Origin of the sequence: Pseudomonas sp. zfem001 (assembly GCF_032621725.1) — a bacterium.
Classification (GTDB): domain Bacteria; phylum Pseudomonadota; class Gammaproteobacteria; order Pseudomonadales; family Pseudomonadaceae; genus Aquipseudomonas; species Aquipseudomonas sediminis.
Genome location: NZ_JAVYJI010000007.1, coordinates 148,865 through 169,562, shown reverse-complemented (window position 1 = coordinate 169,562; position 20,698 = coordinate 148,865). Strand labels below are relative to the sequence as shown.

Annotated in this window: 23 protein-coding genes; 11 read left to right on the top strand and 12 right to left on the bottom strand. The window is 62.8% G+C overall.

What is annotated here, in order from left to right; genetic code table 11:
• Positions 1-44 precede the first annotated feature (44 nt).
• The 6 genes from RTH74_RS21255 to puuE all read right to left on the bottom strand — a co-directional run bounded on the left by RTH74_RS21255 (position 45) and on the right by puuE (position 6,121).
• Entirely contained in the window at positions 45-905 is an 861-nt protein-coding gene (locus RTH74_RS21255) for an outer membrane protein OmpK (protein ID WP_099523086.1), read from the bottom strand.
• Between the two features lie 76 nt (positions 906-981).
• Positions 982-2,484 carry a nucleobase:cation symporter-2 family protein gene (locus RTH74_RS21250; RefSeq protein ID WP_316915965.1) on the bottom strand — a complete coding sequence of 501 codons (1,503 nt, stop codon included), beginning with the start codon at positions 2,482-2,484 and terminating at the stop codon, positions 982-984.
• Between the two features lie 252 nt (positions 2,485-2,736).
• On the bottom strand, positions 2,737-4,074 hold the full coding sequence (locus RTH74_RS21245; RefSeq protein WP_316915964.1) for a urate hydroxylase PuuD: 1,338 nt from the start codon (positions 4,072-4,074) through the stop codon (positions 2,737-2,739).
• 47 nt (positions 4,075-4,121) lie between these two features.
• Positions 4,122-4,625, bottom strand: a complete 504-nt coding sequence (locus RTH74_RS21240) for an ureidoglycolate lyase (protein ID WP_099523083.1) — start codon at positions 4,623-4,625, stop codon at positions 4,122-4,124.
• Between the two features lie 42 nt (positions 4,626-4,667).
• Entirely contained in the window at positions 4,668-5,183 is a 516-nt protein-coding gene (gene uraD, locus RTH74_RS21235; protein ID WP_064495564.1) for a 2-oxo-4-hydroxy-4-carboxy-5-ureidoimidazoline decarboxylase, read from the bottom strand.
• Positions 5,180-6,121 carry an allantoinase PuuE gene (gene puuE / locus RTH74_RS21230; protein WP_179544606.1) on the bottom strand — a complete coding sequence of 314 codons (942 nt, stop codon included), beginning with the start codon at positions 6,119-6,121 and terminating at the stop codon, positions 5,180-5,182. The genes uraD and puuE overlap by 4 nt, the downstream gene beginning before the upstream one ends.
• Positions 6,122-6,523: 402 nt before the next feature.
• On the opposite strand from puuE, the gene uraH reads away from it, so the two are divergent.
• A complete protein-coding gene (gene uraH, locus RTH74_RS21225) occupies positions 6,524-6,877 on the top strand; it encodes a hydroxyisourate hydrolase (protein ID WP_072425641.1) in 354 nt (117 codons plus the stop codon).
• A 207-nt stretch (positions 6,878-7,084) separates the two neighbouring features.
• On the opposite strand, the gene RTH74_RS21220 is transcribed toward uraH, so the two are convergent.
• Positions 7,085-7,879, bottom strand: a complete 795-nt coding sequence (locus RTH74_RS21220) for a hypothetical protein (protein ID WP_125880158.1) — start codon at positions 7,877-7,879, stop codon at positions 7,085-7,087.
• A 36-nt stretch (positions 7,880-7,915) separates the two neighbouring features.
• A complete protein-coding gene (locus RTH74_RS21215) occupies positions 7,916-8,908 on the bottom strand; it encodes an alpha/beta fold hydrolase (RefSeq protein ID WP_316915963.1) in 993 nt (330 codons plus the stop codon).
• A gap of 124 nt (positions 8,909-9,032) precedes the next feature.
• On the opposite strand from RTH74_RS21215, the gene aroC reads away from it, so the two are divergent.
• The 5 genes from aroC to RTH74_RS21190 all read left to right on the top strand — a co-directional run bounded on the left by aroC (position 9,033) and on the right by RTH74_RS21190 (position 12,652).
• A complete protein-coding gene (aroC, locus tag RTH74_RS21210; protein WP_316915962.1) occupies positions 9,033-10,124 on the top strand; it encodes a chorismate synthase in 1,092 nt (363 codons plus the stop codon).
• A 13-nt stretch (positions 10,125-10,137) separates the two neighbouring features.
• Positions 10,138-11,289 (top strand): MFS transporter, encoded by a 1,152-nt coding sequence (locus RTH74_RS21205; RefSeq protein ID WP_099523077.1) that lies wholly within the window; start codon positions 10,138-10,140, stop codon positions 11,287-11,289.
• A gap of 16 nt (positions 11,290-11,305) precedes the next feature.
• Positions 11,306-11,845 carry an acireductone dioxygenase gene (locus RTH74_RS21200; protein ID WP_316915961.1) on the top strand — a complete coding sequence of 180 codons (540 nt, stop codon included), beginning with the start codon at positions 11,306-11,308 and terminating at the stop codon, positions 11,843-11,845.
• Positions 11,846-11,906: 61 nt separating this feature from the next.
• Positions 11,907-12,098, top strand: coding sequence for a PLDc N-terminal domain-containing protein (locus RTH74_RS21195; protein ID WP_037002762.1), 192 nt, complete (start codon positions 11,907-11,909; stop codon positions 12,096-12,098).
• Positions 12,095-12,652 (top strand): histidine phosphatase family protein, encoded by a 558-nt coding sequence (locus tag RTH74_RS21190; protein ID WP_316915960.1) that lies wholly within the window; start codon positions 12,095-12,097, stop codon positions 12,650-12,652. Before RTH74_RS21195 ends, RTH74_RS21190 begins: the two co-directional genes overlap by 4 nt.
• Before the next feature lie 34 nt (positions 12,653-12,686).
• Here the strand turns inward: RTH74_RS21190 and RTH74_RS21185 are convergent, their stop codons facing one another.
• The 3 genes from RTH74_RS21185 to RTH74_RS21175 all read right to left on the bottom strand — a co-directional run bounded on the left by RTH74_RS21185 (position 12,687) and on the right by RTH74_RS21175 (position 15,244).
• Positions 12,687-13,172 (bottom strand): methylated-DNA--[protein]-cysteine S-methyltransferase, encoded by a 486-nt coding sequence (locus tag RTH74_RS21185; RefSeq protein WP_316915959.1) that lies wholly within the window; start codon positions 13,170-13,172, stop codon positions 12,687-12,689.
• 3 nt (positions 13,173-13,175) lie between these two features.
• Entirely contained in the window at positions 13,176-14,054 is an 879-nt protein-coding gene (locus RTH74_RS21180) for a DNA-3-methyladenine glycosylase (protein WP_316915958.1), read from the bottom strand.
• Positions 14,055-14,230: 176 nt separating this feature from the next.
• Entirely contained in the window at positions 14,231-15,244 is a 1,014-nt protein-coding gene (locus RTH74_RS21175; RefSeq protein ID WP_316915957.1) for an AraC family transcriptional regulator, read from the bottom strand.
• Positions 15,245-15,342: 98 nt separating this feature from the next.
• Here RTH74_RS21175 and RTH74_RS21170 point away from each other — a divergent pair, with 98 nt between their 5' ends.
• The 5 genes from RTH74_RS21170 (at position 15,343) to RTH74_RS21150 (ending at position 20,101) form a co-directional block, all read left to right on the top strand.
• Positions 15,343-16,818: an NAD(P)/FAD-dependent oxidoreductase gene (locus tag RTH74_RS21170; RefSeq protein WP_316915956.1), complete on the top strand. Its 1,476-nt coding sequence runs from the start codon at positions 15,343-15,345 to the stop codon at positions 16,816-16,818.
• Entirely contained in the window at positions 16,802-17,731 is a 930-nt protein-coding gene (locus tag RTH74_RS21165) for an alpha/beta hydrolase (protein ID WP_316915955.1), read from the top strand. Before RTH74_RS21170 ends, RTH74_RS21165 begins: the two co-directional genes overlap by 17 nt.
• Positions 17,731-18,492: an SDR family oxidoreductase gene (locus tag RTH74_RS21160; RefSeq protein WP_316915954.1), complete on the top strand. Its 762-nt coding sequence runs from the start codon at positions 17,731-17,733 to the stop codon at positions 18,490-18,492. The genes RTH74_RS21165 and RTH74_RS21160 overlap by 1 nt, the downstream gene beginning before the upstream one ends.
• 319 nt (positions 18,493-18,811) lie before the next feature.
• Complete coding sequence (locus RTH74_RS21155; RefSeq protein WP_017679242.1) at positions 18,812-19,156, top strand: ribonuclease E inhibitor RraB; 345 nt, start codon at positions 18,812-18,814, stop codon at positions 19,154-19,156.
• A gap of 237 nt (positions 19,157-19,393) precedes the next feature.
• Positions 19,394-20,101 carry a type 1 glutamine amidotransferase gene (locus tag RTH74_RS21150; RefSeq protein WP_279921138.1) on the top strand — a complete coding sequence of 236 codons (708 nt, stop codon included), beginning with the start codon at positions 19,394-19,396 and terminating at the stop codon, positions 20,099-20,101.
• A gap of 40 nt (positions 20,102-20,141) precedes the next feature.
• Here RTH74_RS21150 and RTH74_RS21145 read toward each other — a convergent pair whose 3' ends face one another.
• Positions 20,142-20,678, bottom strand: a complete 537-nt coding sequence (locus RTH74_RS21145; protein WP_279921139.1) for a DinB family protein — start codon at positions 20,676-20,678, stop codon at positions 20,142-20,144.
• Positions 20,679-20,698: the final 20 nt, after the last annotated feature.

Genomic DNA, 20,698 nt, shown 5'->3' with positions numbered 1-20,698 from the left:
CCACCGTCCCTACCCGACGTTGGCGAGGTTCGTTGCGGCCGTGATCAGAAGTGATACTTGACCAATGCCTGCACGGCGGTCTGGTCGAAGCGATCATCCGACCCGTCCACCGGCTTCACGCCGTACTTGGCGCGCCACATGTTGATCTCGGTGCCCACGTAAAGCTGACGTTCCTTGCCGAACAGTGCCTTGCCTGCATCCCACTTGACCTGGATCGAAGAGCCCACCGAGGTCTGGGTGCCGGCATCACGCGACGGCGAACGCCAGTCGAGGAAGCCGTCGACGACGAAATCCTGGTCACCCAGGCTGAACGGGTACGCGGCGCTGACGGTCAGCTGGGTGGCGTAGCCGTTGCTATTACTGTCGGCGAAGAAGGTGTGGTTGTTGATCTTCACCTGATACAGGTTGGTCTTGAAGTAGGTGAAGCCGGGCACTTCCCAGTCCAGGCCAATGCCGTAGAGGTAGTTCTCCGGGCCAGGGCCGCCGTTGCCTTTCTCGTAGGTGAAGGCAGCGAAGACGTCCTTGATCGGGCCGGCGGCCAGCTTCTGTCCGGTCAGCCAGCTCAGGCTGACGCGCGGGGAGAACTCCATGTAGTAGAAGGAATCCTTGTCGTGCTGACGGAAGCTGCCGTTGTCGAAGCTGCCGCGCGTCTGCACGTTGTCTGCGCGGATGTAGTCGAGAAAGTAGAAGATGTCGCCCCAGGCCCAGCCGCTGGCGTGCTCGAAGGTGAAGGTGGTCTGGGTGCGCTGTTCTTCGCCGTTGAAGTTCATGCGCTGGAAGTTCTCGCCGTACAGGTAGGACAGGCTGTTGTCCTGCCAGTAGAGCAGGTCGCCAGCGAGTGCTTGCTGGCCGGAGAACAGTCCGGCTGACAGGGCGAGGCAGTGGGGCAGATGCTTGAGTTTCATCGGTTTTCCTTATTGTTGGCGTGCAAGCGTGCGTATCCCGGCAGCGTGCCGCCGGGAGTTGGTTCTAAGTCTGGGATCAGCTAAGTCGGGCGGCCGGGTCGAGGTCGCGGCTGAGCGTCTTGAGGCTGTCGTCGTCGCTGGCTACATCGTCCGGGCGGTTCTGCAGCACGGTGTGCAGGTGCGCCTCGGGGTCGTAGTCGTCTTCCTCGACTTCGTGGTTCTCATCGGGCAGGAAGATGTTCAGCGCGATGGCACTGAAGGCGCCGATGGTGATGGGCGAGCCGAAGATATTCTTCAGTACGTCCGGCATGTGCGACAGCACATCCGGCACGCCGGCTACACCCAGGCCAAGGCCTAGAGATATGGCCACGATCAGCACGTTGCGACGATGCAGACCGGCTTCGCTGAGAATCTTGATGCCGGCCACCGCAACGGTGCCGAACATGATCAGGGTGGCGCCACCGAGTACCGGCTTGGGCATCAGTTGCAGTACTGCACCCACTACCGGGAACAGGCCGAGCAGTACCAGGATACCGGCGATATAGAAAGCCACGTGGCGGCTGGCCACACCGGTGAGCTGGATCACCCCGTTGTTCTGGCTGAAGGTGGTCATCGGCAGGCTGTTGAACATGGCGGCGACTGCCGAATTGCAGCCATCGGCCAGCACCCCGGACTTGATTCGGCGCATGTACAACGGACCTTTCACCGGTTGTTTGGAGATGATCGAGTTGGCGGTCAAGTCGCCAGCGGTTTCCAGTGGGGTGATCAGGAAGATCACGGCGATGGGCACGAAGGCGATCCAGTCAAAGCCGAAGCCGTACTTGAATGGCTGCGGCACGCTGATCAGCGGTACCTCGGCCATGTTGGCGAAGTCCACTCGGCCGGTGAACCAGGCAACGGCGAAGCCCAGGGTCAGGCCGATGATCACGGCAGAAAGGCGCAGCACCTGTGACGAGGCGCGGTTGAGCAGGACTATGGTGCCCAGCACCAGGCCGCCGAGGGCCAGATGGTGCAGGGCGCCGAGGTCTGGCGCGCCATAGCCGCCGGCCAGATCGGTCATGCCCACCTTGATCAGTGACAAGCCCATCAGGCAGATGATGGTGCCGGTGACCACCGGGGTGATGACCTTGCGCAGCTTGTTGATGAATTGGCTGAAGGCAATCTCGACGAAGGCGGCGCAGAAGCAGATGCCGAACAGCGTGGCGAGTATCTCTTCCTCGCTGGCGCCACGGCCCTTGACGATGAAGCCGGCGCTGAGAATCACGCTGAGGAAGCCGAAACTGGTGCCTTGCAGGCACAGCAGGCCGGAACCGATCGGGCCGATGCGTTTGGCCTGGACGAAGGTACCGAGGCCGGAGACGAACAGCGCCATGCTGACCAGATAGGGCACGTGGGCACCCAGGCCCAGAGCACTGCCGACGATCAGGGTAGGGGTGATGATGCCAACGAAGCTGGCCAGCACATGCTGCAACGCCGCGAAGATGGCTGGGGCGAAAGCTGGCGTGTCGTCCAGCTGATAGATCAGGTCGCTGTTGCCGTCGGGCGTAGCTGGGGCTTGGGTGTTGCTGTCTGTGGTCATGTCATAGCCTGCCAGTTGTTCTTATATGGTCATGGGCTTACACGAGGCTTCACGGCACCTCTGCTCCGATCAATCGAAAAAATTGTCCGACTGGTCAGGATGTAGTCGACTATAGCAACTTGTGGACACTGTTAAAAACAATTTATTTTTATATTGTGCACAAAAAATGAACCGCCGGTCAGCTCGCGCTGCCGGCGGTTCATGGATGTAAAAAGATGCCGCGCCGAGTCACGGGCGCGACATTTGTGGCAATCAGTTGATCTGAGCGCCTTTGCTGATCCAGCTGCCGATCAGATCACGTTCGTCCTGGGTCATCTGGGTGATATTGCCCAGCGGCATGATCTGCGTGGCCACAGTCTGCGCGTGGATCTTCGCGGCCTGAGCCTTCATCTGCTCCGGCGTATCGAGCATCAGGCCGGCCGGCGCGGCGCTGAACATCGGGCTGCTCGGGCTCGCCGAGTGGCATACGGTGCAACGCTCGTGGATCACGCTTTCAACCTGGGCGAAATCGGTGCTGGCGGCAGTTGTCGCACTGTCAGCGGCAGTGGACGGCTCCTTGCTTGCATCGACTTTGGCTTGGGTTTCCTCGGCAGCAGGCTCGTTGGTGGTGACGGGGTTGCCAGGGCGACCGGTTGCAGGAACGGGAGCGTACTTGATTGCCGGCGCTTGAGCCGTTGCCGGTGCGCTGACCGCCTTGGTTTGCGGGCCGGTGACGTAAGCCAGGCAGATCATGCCCAGCGCTGCGGCCGGCAGCGTCCAGACGTACTTGCTGCTGTCGTGGCGGGTGTTGAAGTAGTGGCGCACCAGCACGGCCAGAATCGCGATACCTGCCAGGATCAGCCAGTTGTACTGGCTGCCGTAGGTGCTCGGGAAGTGGTTGCTGATCATGATGAACAGCACTGGCAGGGTGAAGTAGTTGTTGTGGCGCGAGCGCAGCAGGCCTTTGGCCGGCAGGGTCGGGTCCGGCGTGGTGTTTTCCTCGATGGCCTTAACCAGTGCGCGTTGGGCCGGCATGATGGTGAAGAACACGTTGCCGACCATGATGGTGCCGATGATGGCGCCGACATGGATGTACGCGGCGCGGCCGCTGAAAATCTGGCTGAAGCCGTAGGCGGCAGCGATGATCAAAACGAACAGCACGGCGCCGAGCAGGGCCGGGCGTTTACCCAGCGGCGAATCGCACAGGAAGTGGTAGATCACATAGCTCAGTGCCATGGAGCCGAGGCCGATGGCGATGGCCGCTGCTGGCGCCAGGTCGACACCTGGCTTGACCAGATAAAGGCTCGGGTTGAGGTAGTAAACCACCAGCAGCAGGGCGACGCCCGACAGCCAGGTGGCGTAGGCTTCCCATTTGAACCAGTGCAGGTTCTCCGGCATTTTCGGCGGAGCCAGCTTGTACTTTTCCAGGTGGTAGATACCGCCGCCGTGAATCGCCCAGAGGTCGCCCGACAGGCCCTCGCGGGGATTGCTACGGTTGAGGTTGTTCTCCAGCCAGACGAAATAGAACGATGCGCCGATCCAGGCGATACCGGTGATCATATGGATCCAGCGGATGCCCAAGTTTAGCCATTCGGTGAAATGTGCTTCCACGATCTGTACCTCTTTCCCAGGGTAGGCACGCCAGCCCCAGGCTTCTCTTATTGGTGGGGGTTGAGGAGGAGAAGCTCGTCCTCATTGAAGAAATGCTCATCGCAGTTGTTGCCGGAACCACTGCGATCAACCACCAGGAAGTCATCCCGCTTTTCGATCGTCAGCACCGGGTGGTGCCAGACGCCGCGATGGTAATTGATGCCCTGCCTGCCATTACTGAGGAAGGCGCGGACGGACCCTGATACAGGTACATCGCCAACTGGCGCGACCACGATCAGAAAGGGGTTGCCGAGCAGCGGAATGAAAGCCTGGCTGCCCAGCGGATGGCGTTCCAGCATGCGGATGGTCAACGGCATCTCGAGCGATTCGGCGCTGAAGATGCTGATGATGGCCTGATCCTCCGGCTGTGCGGTCTGCACCGTGGCCAGCTTGTGATAGCGGCGGGTGGAACCATTGTTGATCATGAAGAAATCGCTGCCTTCGGTTTCGATCACGTCACCGAAAGGGGCGAAGGCTTCTTTGCTCAGGGGCTCGATGGTCAGGCTACGCATGGCTGTTCTACTTATTCTGTTCGGGTGGGGAGGCTGCAGCGCTTACAGTTGCTGCAGGCGGAAGAGGGCGATCTTGTTGATCTCGGCCAGTGCTGTGGCGAATTCCTGCTCCGGCGTGTTGTGAATACGCTCCTCGAAGGCGGCCAGGATCTGGTGGCGGTTGCTGCCCTTGACGGCCTTGATGAAGGGGAAGCCGAACTTGGCCTTGTAGGCATCGTTGAGTTCGGTGAAGCGGGCGAACTCCTCGGCGGTGCACTCGTGGATACCGGCACCGGATTGCTCGGCGGTGCTGGACGCGGTCAGTTCGCCGCGTACGGCGGCTTTGCCGGCCAAGTCCGGGTGAGCGTTGATCAGCGCCAGTTGCGCCTCATGACTGGCGGACAGGAGAATATCCGCCATGCGCTGCTGCAGGCCGTCGATGTCGTCTACCGACGCGTCCAGGCCGAGGTCATAGGCTTTCTCGGCCACCCAGGGCGAGTGCTCATAGATGTCGGCGAAGGCAGCGACGAACGCGTCGCGGCTCAGCTGGGAAGGGGTCAGGGTCTGGAAACGGCTCATGGGCGGCTCTCTTTTTCGGTCGCGCTGAAGGGGTGGGTGGCATGCCAGTGCTTGGCGATGTCGACGCGGCGGGCGCACCAGACCTTGTCGTGGCTCTTCACATAGTCGATGAAGCGTGCCAGCGAGGCCAGGCGGGCCGGACGACCGAGCAGGCGGCAGTGCATGCCGATCGACAGCATCTTCGGAGCGCCGGCTTTACCCTCGGCGTAGAGCACGTCGAAGGCATCCTTGAGGTATTCGAAGAAATCGTCGCCCTTGTTGAAGCCCTGCACCTGGGTGAAGCGCATGTCGTTGGTGTCGAGGGTGTAAGGGATTACCAGGTGCGGCTTCTCTGCGGTGCTGGCCGGGTCCCAGTAGGGTAGGTCGTCATCGTAGGTGTCGGAGTCGTAGAGGAAACCGCCTTCCTCACGCACGAGGCGCCGGGTGTTCGGGCCCAGGCGACCGGTGTACCAGCCCAGCGGACGTTCGCCGCTCAGCTCGGTGAGGATGCGAATGGCCTCGAGCATGTGCTCGCGCTCGGTGGCTTCGTCCATGTTCTGGTAGTCGATCCAGCGATAGCCGTGGCTGCAGATCTCATGCCCGGCAGCGACCATTTCGCGGATCACGTCCGGGTGACGCTGGGCGGCCATGGCCACGGCGAAGATGGTCAGTGGAATGTCGTGTTGCTTGAACAGGTTGAGCAGGCGCCAGACGCCGGTGCGGCTGCCGTACTCGTAGAGCGACTCCATGCACAGGTTGCGCTGGCCCTGCAGCGGCTGAGCGGCGACCATCTCGGAAAGGAAAGCCTCGGATTCCTTGTCCCCGTGAAGAATGTTGCGCTCGCCGCCTTCTTCGTAATTGAGCACGAAGGACAGGGCAATACGGGCATCACCTGGCCAGTGCGGGTGAGGCGGGTTGGCGCCGTAGCCGATCAGATCGCGTGGGTAATCAGCGTTCACTGCAGTCTTCCTATCTGGAGCGTTGCGGTCACTGCGTGCCGGGAAATCGACGGCTACGCGACCGGGATGACTAATTGTATACAAAGTTAGTTGCCGTTTGTAAATCGACTTTTCATCATTTTATTCAGTGTGCGCCTCGCCTGGAAAATTGCCGAACTGGTCAGCAATTCATGCGGCCGATGGCGTAGTTGCTGGTGTGCGCCGATGTGGGCGATGAGCCTGTTTGGTGCACCGACAGCGCCTGCATTGGAATTATTGTGTACAATTTGTGCGTAAAGTGTTTTATATTAGATCTGCATGCTATCCTGCGATTGCGTCGGAGCATTGCGACGAGCCGATTTCAACAGAGTAGAGGAGGTGTGGTGTTCGTAGGGCGCCAGGCGCCGCGGGCATCCGAGACCCATGGGACGTTTGACTACACATGTACTGGATGCCGCACACGGCTGCCCAGGGAGTGACATCAAGGTCGAGCTGTATCGCGTCGAAGGCGCGCAGCTGGAGCTGATCAACAGCGTTACCACCAACCACGACGGCCGTTGCGATGCGCCGGTTTTGCAGGGTGATGACTACCGCACGGGCGTCTACCAGCTGCACTTCCACGCCGGCGACTACTACCGCGCCCGTGGCGTGAAACTGCCTGATATGGCCTTCCTCGACGTGGTCGTCCTGCGTTTCGGCATCGATGCCGGCCAGGAGCACTACCACGTGCCGCTGCTGATTTCCCCTTACAGCTACTCCACCTACCGCGGTAGCTGAGTGACTGGCAGGCCAGGCGCCTGCCAGACGAATGCTTGTCACCCTCAGACTCGTTTGAGTCCTTACGCCCGCTCACACTGCGGGCTTTTTTTCGCCTGTACTTCGGGGTGCTGTTGCTGGGTGAACCATCGCACGGCCCATCGGTGGGGCGCCTATTACGAACAGCGTGATGGGCGGCGTAGGGTGCGCCTTGTGTAGCAAGGGGCCCTAGCGTGTGGCGATCCAGATCAGCAGGCCGGCCTGAAACAGGCTGAACGCCACCAGGCAGGTGATGGTGAAGCGCAGGCCGCTGTCCTCGCGCTTGAGGCGTTCGAGCCGATCTTCCAGTTTGCGCAGTTTGACGTCCTGCTCCTGCAGCGTCTGGTCGGCCTGCTGCAGCATCGCGGCAGCATCCAGCAACTCGATGATCTGCACCTTCTCGGCATGCCAGTCGCCGTGCAGCGAGCTGACCCGTGGCGCGCTGTAGAACGGCTTGAGCTGCAACGGGTCGCTGTACTCGATGGTGAAACCCTGCGCTTTCAGCGCGTGGTCACGCCGGGCGCGGGCCGCTTCGTTGAAGTTGTCCTTGGTCGGCAGGGCGCCGCCCTCGACCTGATAGTGCGCGTATTGCTTGCGCGCCCAGGCGATGCCCTGCGCCATGAGAAAACGCCCGAGACCGCGGTTGGCGGGCTCCACGCTGAGGCCTTTGTCCGGGCCGAAGCGAACCTCTTTGCGCTGATGATCAGCCCAGACTTCCAGCAGGTTGTTCTGCCGATGCAGGCGTTGGCCTGGCACCTGGATGGTCAGGCGCAGCAGGCTCAGATCCTTGGCATGACGCTCCACCCGGCCGAGTTGAACGAAACGCAGCGGTCGCGGCCCGGTCTCCCGGTCGACCGGCAGTGGCGCCAGGCGCAGCAGGCTGAACTGCTCTGCTGGCAGGTCAGTCCAGGGATGCGGCGCGGCGGGCGTCTCGCCTGCGACTGCGTCGGCGGCTTGCGCCTCCGGGGCTGGGTTTTCGCTCATGGGCGTCCTGTGTACTGTTTGGTGGCCTTCGATGCGTTATCGGCCATTTTCCTCAGCACTGGAGCGAATAAAGGACACGATCCGTTCGCCCAGCGCACGGGCCAAGGGTAGCTGCGGATCGTCGTAGGACGCTAGCTGTTCGTTCCAGGGCGCCGGGGTGATGCGCATCACGTGGTTCATGCTGGTGATTAACGCCAGCTCGGCATCGGGCTTGGCCTGCTTGAGCACCTCGGCGTTGTCCGGGCTGACCTGGGCGTCGTGGGTGCCTTGCACGATAAGCGCGGGGATCTGCAGCGCGGCGAAGTTCTCCGCCGGGTCCTGGCGCAGCAGGCTGATCAGGTAGGGCTGTACGCTGGGGCGATAGATCGCTTGCAGTTCCTTGGGGACCTTGGGCTGCAGCTTGCCGCGGATCAGGTTGGCGAGGATGTGCCGGCTCTCGTCCAGCAACGGCGGTGGCAGGCGCATGGCCAGTTGCATGTCCAGCACCTGGCCAATGGGGTAGGCGGGGCCGGCGATGGATACCAGAGCACTGGCCTGGCTGCCAGGTGCGGCCAGGCTGGCGATCAGCGCGCCCTCGCTGTGACCGATAAGAATCAGTCGATCAAAACGCGGATCGTCCCTTAGCAGACTGGCCCAGCCTTCGACATCGGCGACGTAGCGCTCGACGCTGAGGTCTTTCTCATCCGGTGTGGCGGCGCGGCTGGCGGCCACGCCGCGTTTGTCATAGCGCAGGCTGGCGATGCCATTGCGCGCCAGGACCTGGGCCAGCTTTTTCAATGCATCGTTATGGCCACCCTCGGGGTTGTTGCCGTCGCGGTCGGTGGGGCCGGAGCCGGCGATCAGCAGCGCCACCGGCACCGGTTTGTCGCTTTGCGGCACCAGCAGGCTGCCGTACAGGGTGCCCTGGTCGGTGTCGAGGCTGATGGGCAGTTGTCGGGTGGTGTTGGCCTGGGCCAGACCGGTGATCAGGGTGAGGGACAAGAGCAGGGCTCGTAGCATGATGAGGGTAGGGTAGTGGCAGACTGGCATTGGACGCGTTCGGTTGGACAAGGTTCGGGGTGAACTGCAAGTAGGTGGCAGGTATACTCGCCCACCTTGTGAATCGGGCCTGCGCAGTGGCAGGCCGATGCTGAATCTCGCGGAGTGTCTTCCCATGTCCGGCAATACCTACGGCAAGCTGTTCACCGTCACCACCGCTGGCGAAAGCCATGGCCCGGCGCTGGTCGCCATCGTCGACGGTTGCCCGCCGGGTGTCGAGATTTCTCTGGAAGACCTGCAGCGTGATCTCGATCGCCGCAAGCCGGGCACCAGCCGCCACACCACGCAGCGCCAGGAAGCCGACGAGGTGGAGATTCTCTCCGGCGTGTTCGAGGGCAAGACCACCGGCTGCTCCATCGGCCTGCTGATCCGCAACACGGACCAGAAGTCCAAGGACTACTCGGCGATCAAGGACCTGTTCCGCCCGGCCCACGCCGATTACACCTACCACCACAAGTACGGCTTGCGCGATTACCGTGGCGGTGGCCGCAGCTCGGCGCGCGAAACCGCCATGCGTGTGGCGGCCGGTGCCATCGCCAAGAAGTTCCTGGCCAGCCAGGGCATCGTCATCCGTGGCTACATGAGCCAGCTCGGCCCTATCGAGATTCCGTTCAGGACCTGGGATTCGGTGGAGGAGAACGCCTTCTTCAGCCCCGATCCGGACAAGGTGCCGGAGCTGGAGGCCTACATGGATCAGCTGCGCCGTGACCAGGATTCGGTCGGCGCGAAGATCACCGTAGTCGCCGAAGGCGTCATGCCGGGCCTCGGTGAGCCAATCTTCGACCGCCTCGATGCCGAACTGGCCCATGCGCTGATGAGCATCAACGCGGTCAAGGGCGTGGAGATCGGCGCCGGCTTCGCCTGCGTCGCCCAGCGTGGCACCGAGCATCGCGACGAGCTGACCCCGGAGGGCTTCCTCTCCAATAACGCCGGCGGCATCCTCGGCGGCATCTCCAGCGGCCAGCCGATCGTCGCTCACCTGGCGCTCAAGCCGACCTCCAGCATCACCACGCCGGGGCGCTCCATTGATGTCGATGGCAACCCGGTGGACGTCATCACCAAGGGCCGTCACGACCCCTGCGTGGGCATTCGTGCCACGCCGATTGCCGAGGCCATGATGGCCATCGTGCTGATGGATCATCTGCTGCGCCATCGCGGGCAGAATGCCGACGTGCGCGTCACCACGCCGGTGCTGCCGCAGCTGTGATCCGGGCGGCGGCATGAGCGGGGCACTGCCGTACTGGAGGCTGTCCGGCTTCTACTTCTTCTACTTCGCTCTGCTTGGGGGTACGGCGCCGTTCCTGGCGCTGTACTTCGACCATCTGGGCTTTTCCCCGGCGCGGATCGGCGAGTTGATCGCCATTCCCATGCTGATGCGTTGCCTGGCACCGAACTTGTGGGGCTGGCTGGGTGACCACACCGGTCAGCGCCTGTTGATCGTGCGTTTCGGCGCGCTGTGCACCCTGGTCTGCTTCGCCGGCATCTTCTTCAGCCAGAGCTACGCCTGGCTGGCGCTGATCATGGCCACTCACGCTTTCTTCTGGCATGCGGTGCTGCCACAGTTCGAGGTCATCACCCTGGCCCATCTGCGCGAGCAGGCGGCGCGCTACAGCCAGATTCGCCTTTGGGGCAGCATCGGCTTCATCGTCGCCGTAGTCGGCCTCGGCCTGCTGTTCGAATGGCTGAGCCTGGATGCCTATCCGGCAGCGCTGCTGGTGATCATGGCCGGTATCGTCGCCAGCAGTTTGTGGGTGCCCAATGCGCAGCCTGTGCTGCGCCCTAGCACGCTGGAGTCGGATGGTTTTCTGCGCCAATTGCGTCGCCCCGGCATCCTCGCGTTCTACGCTTGCGTCGGGCTGATGCAACTGAGCAACGGTCCGTACTACACCTTCCTGACCCTGCACCTGGAGGGTGTTGGCTACAGCCGCGGCGCCATCGGGTTGTTCTGGGCGCTGGGGGTGGTGGCGGAGATTCTGCTGTTCCTGGTCATGGCGCGGCTGCTGCAACGCTATTCACTGCGCGCGGTATTGTTGGCCAGCTTCCTGATCACCGCCGTGCGCTGGCTGCTGCTGGGCAACCTGGCCCAGTACCTGCCGGTACTGTTGCTGGCGCAGTGCATGCACGCCGCCACTTTTGGCGCTTTCCATGCTGCGTGCATTCACTTCGTGCAACGCAGCTTCGCCGATCGCCAGCAGGGCCAGGCCCAGGCACTGTATGTCAGTCTGGCCGGGATTGGCGGTGCGTTGGGCGCGCTGTATGCCGGTTACAGCTGGAAGAGCCTGGGCCCGGCCTGGACGTTTGCCATCGCCAGTCTGGTAGCCTTGCTGGCCGCCTTCATCATTGCCACCCGTCTGCCGCCCGAGCGGCCCTGAATCGAGTGAACCCTTCATGAGCAGCCTCGCCGTCTACCAGCACACCTCCCCGGAACTGCCGAACAAGATACTGAACCACGCCGACGACATCGCCAGCACCCTGGCGGCGGCGGGTATCGATTATCGCCAGGTGGAGCTGCCGGCTGCGTTGCGCCCCGGCTGTGAGCAGGCCGAGTTCGACGCAGCCTATGGTCTGTGGCTGCAGGCGTTCATGGGCAAGGAAGGCCATGTGCAGCAGGAGCTGTTCAACCTGCAGCGTAACCATCCGCAGAAACTGGAGTTGCGTGCGCGTCATCTGGATGAGCAGTCGCAATCGACGGCCAGTGCCTGGTTGTTCCTCGGTGGCTTCGCCCAGCTCAGCCTGCACATCGACGATCACGTCTACATGCTGCAGGGCGAGAAGGGCGACCTGCTGTCGCTGCCAGCGGGTACCCGCCACTGGTTCGACCTGGGGGAGGAACCGCATGCTCTGGTGGTGCGCCTGAGCGCCAGCGAGGACGCACCTGTGCGCACCGACGACGATATCGCCAGCCGATTTGCCAGGCTCGGTGACTAAGGGAACCCGCGCTGGTGGCCAGCTATCCTATGAAGGTAACCTTTCAGACAGGAGTGTCGTCATGGGTTCTACCTTCAATGGCCTGATTGGCCTAGTCATCCTCGCCCTGGATATCTGGGCCATCATCAACGTGGTCAAGAGCAACGCGGAAACTGGAATCAAGATTCTATGGATTCTGCTGATCGTGCTGTTGCCGGTAATCGGCCTGATCATATGGGCGCTGATGGGGCCGCGCGGCAACGTCAGAATATGAGGCGTATGTGGCTGCTGGCCTTGGCGCTGCTGCCGCTGTTCAGTGTGGCAGCAGATAACGCCGACGCCTGGCAGGCATTGCGTGAAGGTCGCGCGCTGATACTCATGCGTCATGCCACGGCGCCGGGTACGGGCGACCCGGCTAGCTTCCGCCTGGGACAATGCGAAACCCAGCGCAACCTCAACGCTCAAGGGCGTGCCGAGGCCCGGCGCTGGGGCGAGTTGCTCGCACGTCAGGGGATCGAACAGCCGCGGCTTCTCAGCAGTCGCTGGTGCCGCGCATTGGACACGGCCAGCAGCATGCAGCGCGGCCCGGTACAATCATTTGCTGCGCTGGATTCGTTCTTCGGCACGCCCGAGGATGGTGCCGAGCAGACCGCCGAGCTGATTCGCTCGATCAACCAACTGCCTGCTGGCGCGCCGTTGGTGCTGATTTCTCATCAGGTCAATATCACCGCCCTCACCGGCATCTTTCCGGCTTCGGGCGAAGGGCTGATTCTGGCTTTGCCCCTACGTCCGCGTGCTGAGCCTCTGGCGCGCATACCCGCGCCATAGGCACTTTTCGTAAAGAGTCTGGTTACAAAGCCAGTTATGCTTGCGTTGGCTGCAATACACCCTCGAGTTCCAGCAACTGCTGCTTGCGCGGCAGGCCACCGGCATAACCTGTCAGGCTGCCGTCACGGCCGATCACCCGGTGGCAGGGCACGATGATGGAGATCGGGTTGGCGCCATTGGCCGTTCCCACCGCGCGTACTGCCTGCGGCCGCCCGATGACATTGGCCAGCTCCGAATAGCTGCAGGTGCGGCCGTAGGGAATGGCCAGCAGCGCCTGCCAGACCGCCTGCTGGAATGCTGTGCCCCTCGGTGCCAGGCGCAATTCGAACTGACGGCGTTTGCCGGCGAAGTATTCGTCCAACTGGCTGCAGACGGCGTCCAGCTCACGGCCAGCGGGCTGCCAATGGTCTTCGATGCGCCAGGGCCGGCTGTCCAGCTCCATCAGCAGCAGTTGCAGGCCGCCTTCATCGGCCGCGAGAAACAATGGGCCAACAGGGCTGTCGTGATGGCGGTAATGCATGGTTCAGCCTCCCGAATAGTTGTGCCAGAGATGCGCCGCCGCATAAGCGCGCCACGGACGCCAGGCCTCGGCGTGAGCTTTGAGGCGCCGTGCGTCGATACCTTCCGCTCCCCACACTGGCGCCTTGAGTAGACCCAGATCGCTTGCGGGAAAGGCGTCGGCCTCACCGAACGCGCGCAGGGCGATGTACTCCGCTGTCCACGGGCCAATGCCAGGCAGGGCGCACAATCGCTCGATCAGTGCCAGGCTGCCTTCTTCCAGATCAAGCTTCAGGCTGCCATCGGCGATGCGCGCGGCGAAGTGCTGCAGGCACTGCACACGTTTGCCGGGCATGCCGATGCCGGTCAGATCGGCATCGGCAAGCGCCTGCGGCGACGGGAACAGATGGCTGATGCCCAACGCTTCCGGCGTCTCGATCGACGTGCCGACACGCTGCACCAGACGCCCGACGATGGTGACCGCCGCCCTGACCGTGACCTGTTGGCCGACGATGGCGCGCACCGCCTGTTCGAACGGATCGAACGCCACCGGCAGGCGCAGGCCGGGATTGCGCAGCAGCAGCGGCGAGAGCAGTTCGTCAGTGCTCAGGTGCAAGGCAATCGCCTCGGGCTCGCTGTCGAGGTCGAACATGCGCCGCACGCGCTGTTCGAGTTGATCCAGATGCGCGGGCGAGGCCAGGCGACAGCGCAGTTCCAGCGCGTTCTGCCCTGGCAACGGGGCAACTCGAAACCAGCCGGGAGTGCCGTCGATGCTGAAGCCGCGGCTATAGCTGCTCGCGCTCAATGACTCCAGCCCGGGAATCGCGCGCAGGGCGAAGTGGCTGTGGAACTGTTGCCAGTCCCAGGGCGGTTGGTAGGGCAGAAGCAGCGTGATGATATTCATGGCTCGCACCCTAGCTCGGCGTTTGCGGCTTGTCAGCGTGAAGATGACTTTCAAACTCTGACGGCCTGGCCGGTGCGCATGGCGCACCCTACATGAAGCGCGTATCGGAGGGCCAAGGTTCGGACGGATGAGCTTTTGGTAGGGTGCGCCGCGCGCACCAGGGACACCGCAAACCCTTAGGTGCCACGTTGATAACGCCCCGGTGTAATGCCTTTCCAGCGTTTGAAGGCGTGGATGAAATTCGACAGTTCGCCATAACCCAGGCGCTCGGCAATCTCTTCCAGACTCAGACCGCCGGCGGCCAGCAGCTCTTCGGCCAGCGCCTGGCGCACCTCGTCCTGCAGGGCACGGAAGCTGGTTCCTTCTTCGATCAGGCGCCGGCGCAGGGTGCGGCCGCTCAGGTGCAGGCGCTCTGCGACCTGTTCCATATCGGCGATCTGCCCTGGCGACTGCAACAGCAACTGGCGCACGCGTCCGGCCACACCCTGATGCCATTGATGGCGCGCCAGCAACGCCTGGCATTGCTGCTCGCAGGCGCTGACCAGTTGCGGGTTGGCCCGTGGCAGTGGGTTGTCCAGCAACTCGGCGGCGAAGCCCATGCGATTACACTCCGCGCCGAAGCTTGGCACCTGGCCGAAGGCGGCGATGAAAGGCGCTGTATCGGCCGGTGCAGCTTGGCGCAGTTCCACGTCCAGCAGCCGTAGCGTGCTACCGAGCAATTCACGCACGACCACTAGGGCGCCGACCATATCGCGCTGCACGATGAAATCATGCAGCGCCGGTGGCAGGGCGCTGTCGTCGAAGCTCAGGCTGGCCGTGGCATCATCCACGCTCAGGCTGATGCGGGTGAAGGCATAGGTCAGGCCGTGATAGCGCAGGCCCAGCTCAGCGGCCTGGCGCACCGTGGCACTGCTGAGAATCGCGTAACCCCAGGCGCCATAAGTGGTCAGGTGGTAGCGCCGACCGGCCTGCAAGCCGAGATCTTCGGCTGCGGGTAGTGCCTCGATCAGGTTGGCGATCAACTGCAGCTCACGCTGCGCTTCGATCTCCCCGTTCAGGCTGGCCAACTGCACCGGACTGAGCCCCGTTTGATGCAGGCACCTGTCCAGGCTCAGACCCAGATCGAGTCCCAGTTGGGTGAGCAACTGAATGCTGGTGATACTGCGGCGTGCAGGCCAGGGAGATGACATAGATTGTCCGAAAGTCACAATATCCTGGCCGACTATGCCATAACCTGCGCAGGGCGAGGCAAGTAGCATCAGCTCATCGTCATACACGGGTCATCACAATGAATAACAACCCCCGTACGAACGCGCCCTGGCGCGTGTTGATCATCGGCAGCGGCTTTGCCGGTCTGGGTCTGGCCATGCAGTTGCGCAAGGCCGGCGAGGACGATTTCCTGTTGCTGGAAAAGGCCGGTGAGGTCGGCGGTACCTGGCGCGACAACAGCTACCCGGGCGCCGCCTGCGATGTGCCTTCGCATCTGTATTCCTTTTCCTTCGAGCCTAAGTACGACTGGTCGCGCAAGTTCGCGCCGCAGGTGGAGATCCACGCCTACATCCTGCAGTGCGTGGAAAAGCATCGGCTGTACCCGCACATCCGCCTGAACAGCGAAGTGCTCGGCGCCGAGTTTGATGCCGCGCGCGGTATCTGGCGTGTCGAGCTGGCAGGTGGCGAAGTGATCGAGGCGCAGGCGCTGGTGAGTGCCTGCGGCCAGCTCAATCGGCCGGCCTACCCGAAACTGCCCGGGCTGGAACATTTCCGTGGCGAGGCCTTTCACTCGGCGCGCTGGCGGCATGATCTGGATCTGACTGACAAGCGCGTGGCGGTGATCGGCACCGGCGCTTCGGCGATCCAGTTCGTGCCACAGATCCAGCCGAAGGTCGCCAACCTGAGCCTGTTCCAGCGTTCGGCGGCCTATGTGCTGGCCAAACCGGATCGTCCTTACCGCACTTGGGAGATGACCCTGAAGCGCCGTTTGCCGTTGTGGCAGCGCGCCGACCGCCTGCTGCAATATCTGCATCACGAGGGGCGGGCGGTCGCTTTCATCCGCTTTCCCTGGCTGATGCGCTTGTTTCGCCATAGCTTCACCCGCCACCTGCAGCGGCAGATGCCCGATGCTGGCAAGCGCGCGCAGTTGCAGCCGAACTACCCCATGGGTTGTAAACGTATCCTGATCAGCAACGACTACTTCCCGGCGCTGGCGCAGGCCAATGTCGAGATCGTCGACGCGGCGATTCGCGAGGTGCGCGAGCATTCCCTGGTGACGGCCGATGGTCGTGAGCACCCCTGCGATGTGCTGATCTACGGCACCGGTTTCACCGCCACCGACTTCCTCGCGCCGATGCGCATTCGCGGCCTCGACGGGCTGGAGCTGAATCAGGCCTGGAAGGAGGGCGCCGAAGCCTACAAGGGCATCAGCGTCAGCGGCTTTCCCAATCTGTTTCTGCTCTACGGGCCGAACACCAACCTCGGCCACAACTCGATTCTCTATATGCTCGAAAGTCAGTACGGCTACGTGCTGGGCTGCCTACAGGTGCTGCGCGAACAGCAGCTGCGTTATCTCGATCTGCGCCCGACGGTGCAACGGCACTACAACGCGGAGTTGCAACAGGCGACCCATCGAACGATATGGGAACAGGGCTGCGACAGCTGGTACAAGACCGCTACCGGCAAGAACACCAACAACTGGCCGGGTTTCACCTTCACCTATCGCCTCATGACCCGTACTCCGGAGCTTGCCGACTATGACTGCGTCCGCTGATTTCAAAGCCCCAGCCGCCGAGCAGATGTTGCTGCGCGGCCTGTTGCGCGGCTTTCTGCGTCTGTTCTTTCGCGGCCTGGTGCGGCCACCGATGCCCGTGCCGGTGCAGCGCCGCGTATTGCGCGCACTCACCGCCATCACCCTGACGCCGCGTGGCGTAGCGCGCAGCGCCGATACCCTGGCCGGGCGCCCTTGTGAATGGCATCGACCGCCTGCCAGCAGCGGCAGCGTGCTGCTCTATCTGCACGGTGGCGCCTTCATGATCGGCGGGCCGGATACGCACCGGGGCATCTGCGCCAGCCTGGCCAAACGCGCTGCTCTGGAGGTCTGTGCGCTGGATTACCGCCTGGCACCGGAGCATCCCTATCCGGCGGCGCGCGATGATGTGGTGGGGGCTTACCAGGCATTGTTGGAGGCCGGTTATAGACCCGAACAGATCGCCATTGGCGGCGACTCGGCCGGCGGCAACCTGAGCCTGGTCGGCTGCCTGCGCATTATCGAACTCGGCCTGCCGGCGCCCGCCGCGCTGGTGTGTTTATCGCCGGTCACCGACTTCACCGGTGAGCAGATGCACGAGCCGCCTGCCGGCGATCCGCTGGTCCACCCCAGCTGGATCGAACAGGCCGCGCAGCTGTATTGCCCGGCCGACCTGCCGCGCAATGATCCGCGCCTGTCGCCGCTGTTCGCTGACCTCAGTCAACTGCCGCCGACGCTGATCCAGGTAGGCGAAGACGAGTTATTGCTCAATGACAGCCTGCGCCTGGCCGAGCGCGCCAAAGCGGCTGGGGTCAACCTGCGCCTGGAGCGCTATCCGGGGTTGTGGCACGTGTTCCAGGCGCATGTCGGCATGTTACGCGCGGCGGATTACGCCATCGCCCGTGTAGCGGCCTTTCTCCGTGAGCGGGGGGTGTGATGAACAACATTCTCATCAGCGGCGCCGCATCGGGCATTGGCGCCGCCACCGCGCGGCTGTTTCACGCGCGGGGTTGGCGCGTCGGGTTGCTCGATGTCGATGAAAAGGCGCTGGCAGCCTTGGCCACCGAGCTGGGTGGCGCCTGGCATGCGCCGCTGGATGTGGTTGATGCCGCGGCGGTGAAAGCCGCGCTGGCCGACTTCTGCGCGCAAAGTGGTGGCCAGTTGCGCCTGTTGTTCAACGGCGCAGGCATTCTGCGCACCGGCTCCTTTGCCGATATCGAGCTGGAGCAACACACACGGCTGGTACAGATCAACGTGCTCGGCGTGCTCAACCTCTGCCATGCAGCCTTTATCTATCTCAAGGCCACGCCGGACGCGCAGGTGATCAATATGGGCTCGGCCTCGGCGCTCTACGGCGTGCCACAGCTGGCCAGTTACTCAGCCAGCAAGTTCGCCGTACGCGGTCTGACCGAGGCGCTGGAGCTGGAGTGGCGCGAACATGGCATTCGTGTGGGTGACCTGATGCCGCCATTCGTCGACACACCGATGGTGCGCAGTCAGGCGCAGCGCCCGCCGGTAATGCTTCGCCTGGGTGTGCGCCTGGGGGCCGAGCAGATCGCCGAAGCGGCCTGGAAGCAGGCCCACGCCAGCACCGTGCATCGCCCGGTGGGGCTACAGTTCGGGCTGTTGTTCAACCTTGGGCAGATCACGCCGGGCTGGATCAACAGGTTACTGATGGCCTGGCTCAGTCGCTCATGAGTTCCGGCGAGGCATACAGGCTGGCCAATTGCCGTCGGTCGTCGGCTTTGTCACAAAGGCTTTCTGAGCGACGCCAACCTCGCGTTTAGCGGCTACTCTTGAGGTGACGGTTTTCAGCCCGGCGTTCTGTCGGGCAGTCGTCGATACGCTTGCAGTAGACACATCGAGCTCCAGCTCGATTCTCGGGGCGGCGCCACTTGGTGGCTTCTTTAGACGCTGGGCGTTTTCAGAGGTTTCCGGTAGAGGCCGCGACACCGTCTGTAGGGCGGTCGCATTGGGAAAGCGGTTAATCCATCCATAGCCTGAGAGGGGGTCGTTTATGAGCACAGCCTTCCACGAAGACTCCAGCACATCGGTGCTGCGTCGGATGAAAGAAGGGGGATTCGACTTCGCCCAGTTTCACCCGATCGAGTTCTACGCCATCTTTCCCGACGAAGAACGGGCCAGAACGGCGGCCAGAAACTTTCGCGGCGAGTCGCTCAACGCTCAGATATCCGCCCGTGAGGACGGCATCTGGCACCTGCAAATCAGCAAAGTGATGTATGCCACCCATGCCGGTATCGGCGAGTTCGAACATGACCTGGAGTCCATCGTCGTCCCGCTGGGCGGCAAGATGGATGGCTGGGGCGTTACCCAGGAGGTGAAAGCGTCAGCCATGCGTTAGGGAAACACTGAAAAAGTTGTCATGCCTGCGCAGGCGGGCATCCAGAACCAGCGAATTATCTGGGCTCCCGCCTTCGCGGGAGTGACGATAGCTGGCTTTTTCAGGACATCCTCAAATGTGGATGCAGCGGCGTCCATCAGCTCAGACCATCGGCCGGCTGTCCGGCCGATGGCTTCAACTGCCAGCCCACCTCGACTTGCCAATCCTTCTCGCGCAGACTGCGCGGCGGAGGTAGCTATGGCCGATGTTCTGATCCTGACTCATATCGATTATTGCCCGCCAGCCCACCTGGCGCAGGTGCTGCAGGCGCGTGGCTGCAGTTTCGACGTGCTGCGCGTCGATCTGGGTGAACTGCACGGTTACGACCTGGAGCGGCCCAAGGCGGTCGCCGTGATGGGCGGGCCGATGAGCGTCAATGACCCGCTGCCCTGGATCGCCGACGAAGTGGCTGCGCTGCAGCGTTTTATAGAACGCGATATTCCCATCATTGGGCACTGCCTGGGTGGCCAACTGCTGGCCAAGGCACTGGGGGCCACCATCCGCCGCATGCCCTACACCGAGGCCGGCTGGCAGAGTATGCAGCGTCGTTCAGAAGCAGCCGATAGTCCCTGGCTGGCGCATTTGCCTGAAGCGTTCAACATCTTCCAGTGGCACGGCGACACCTTCTCGCTGCCTGACGGCGCCCAGCCTCTGTTGAGTAGCCAGTGGTGCGACAATCAGGCCTTCGCCTGGGGTGACAAGGTGCTGGCGCTGCAGGGCCACCCGGAGATGACCGAAGATCTGATCGCGCTCTGGCTAGACGACTGGGCGCACCTGCTCGATGCCAGCCAGCCCAGCCAGCAGAGCATCGCCGAGATGCGTGACGACCTGAGTGGGAGGGTCAGGGCATTGAACCAGGTTGCCGAAGGTTTCTACGCACACTGGCTGAAACTGGCTGGCCTTTGAGTCTGGAAAGGGCGAGGTGCCATCGGCGCTTGGCCGCAGCTCAAAGCTCGTCAGGGATCAACGCCAGCAGATCGGTCACACCCACATCCACGCCCGCCTGGGTTAGTAGCGTCGTAGCCTGCCCGCGGTGATGCGTCTGGTGGTTGAACAGGTGCATCAGCAGGGCGAAGAAGTGCTTTTGCGCGGCCACACCCTTCGTATTGCGGTAGCTCAGCGGCTGATCCAGCTGCTCTTCGCCCATCTCGGCGGCCAGGGCTTCGATGCAACTGTCCAGCTGTTTACGCAGTGCAGTCAGCTCGCGTATGTCCGCCCCCATCGGTTGATCCAGGCGCGTCGGCGCTTCCAGCTCTGCTAGCGCCTGCAATGCCCGGAAGTTAGCCGGATGCGCGGTGTAGCGCCCCAGCCAGATACGGTCGGCCACCAGCAGATGATTGAGCGTGCCGAGGATCGAGCCGAAGAACGCGCCGCGCTCGGTGCTCAACGCCTCGTCGGACAAGCTGGAAGCGGCTGTGTAGAGCCGTTCGTTCATCCAGCTGTTGTAGCGTGCCATCAGGCGGATATGGTCGATTCTCTGCATGTTTTCACCTGTTGCGTACG

Bases quoted from the DNA above. Each gene is read 5' to 3' on its own strand.
- RTH74_RS21160 (WP_316915954.1), top strand. From the start codon at position 17,731: ATGAACAACATTCTCATCAGCGGCGCCGCATCGGGCATTGGCGCCGCC.
- RTH74_RS21175 (WP_316915957.1), bottom strand. From the start codon at position 15,244: ATGTCATCTCCCTGGCCTGCACGCCGCAGTATCACCAGCATTCAGTTG.
- RTH74_RS21220 (WP_125880158.1), bottom strand. From the start codon at position 7,879: ATGAGCGAAAACCCAGCCCCGGAGGCGCAAGCCGCCGACGCAGTCGCA.
- RTH74_RS21240 (WP_099523083.1), bottom strand. From the start codon at position 4,625: ATGCGTAGCCTGACCATCGAGCCCCTGAGCAAAGAAGCCTTCGCCCCT.
- RTH74_RS21215 (WP_316915963.1), bottom strand. From the start codon at position 8,908: ATGCCAGTCTGCCACTACCCTACCCTCATCATGCTACGAGCCCTGCTC.
- RTH74_RS21180 (WP_316915958.1), bottom strand. From the start codon at position 14,054: ATGAATATCATCACGCTGCTTCTGCCCTACCAACCGCCCTGGGACTGG.
- RTH74_RS21150 (WP_279921138.1), top strand. From the start codon at position 19,394: ATGGCCGATGTTCTGATCCTGACTCATATCGATTATTGCCCGCCAGCC.
- uraD (WP_064495564.1), bottom strand. From the start codon at position 5,183: ATGAGCCGTTTCCAGACCCTGACCCCTTCCCAGCTGAGCCGCGACGCG.
- uraH (WP_072425641.1), top strand. From the start codon at position 6,524: ATGGGACGTTTGACTACACATGTACTGGATGCCGCACACGGCTGCCCA.
- RTH74_RS21205 (WP_099523077.1), top strand. From the start codon at position 10,138: ATGAGCGGGGCACTGCCGTACTGGAGGCTGTCCGGCTTCTACTTCTTC.
- RTH74_RS21255 (WP_099523086.1), bottom strand. From the start codon at position 905: ATGAAACTCAAGCATCTGCCCCACTGCCTCGCCCTGTCAGCCGGACTG.
- aroC (WP_316915962.1), top strand. From the start codon at position 9,033: ATGTCCGGCAATACCTACGGCAAGCTGTTCACCGTCACCACCGCTGGC.
- RTH74_RS21190 (WP_316915960.1), top strand. From the start codon at position 12,095: ATGAGGCGTATGTGGCTGCTGGCCTTGGCGCTGCTGCCGCTGTTCAGT.
- RTH74_RS21170 (WP_316915956.1), top strand. From the start codon at position 15,343: ATGAATAACAACCCCCGTACGAACGCGCCCTGGCGCGTGTTGATCATC.
- RTH74_RS21200 (WP_316915961.1), top strand. From the start codon at position 11,306: ATGAGCAGCCTCGCCGTCTACCAGCACACCTCCCCGGAACTGCCGAAC.
- RTH74_RS21155 (WP_017679242.1), top strand. From the start codon at position 18,812: ATGAGCACAGCCTTCCACGAAGACTCCAGCACATCGGTGCTGCGTCGG.
- RTH74_RS21195 (WP_037002762.1), top strand. From the start codon at position 11,907: ATGGGTTCTACCTTCAATGGCCTGATTGGCCTAGTCATCCTCGCCCTG.
- RTH74_RS21185 (WP_316915959.1), bottom strand. From the start codon at position 13,172: ATGCATTACCGCCATCACGACAGCCCTGTTGGCCCATTGTTTCTCGCG.
- RTH74_RS21145 (WP_279921139.1), bottom strand. From the start codon at position 20,678: ATGCAGAGAATCGACCATATCCGCCTGATGGCACGCTACAACAGCTGG.
- RTH74_RS21165 (WP_316915955.1), top strand. From the start codon at position 16,802: ATGACTGCGTCCGCTGATTTCAAAGCCCCAGCCGCCGAGCAGATGTTG.
- RTH74_RS21250 (WP_316915965.1), bottom strand. From the start codon at position 2,484: ATGACCACAGACAGCAACACCCAAGCCCCAGCTACGCCCGACGGCAAC.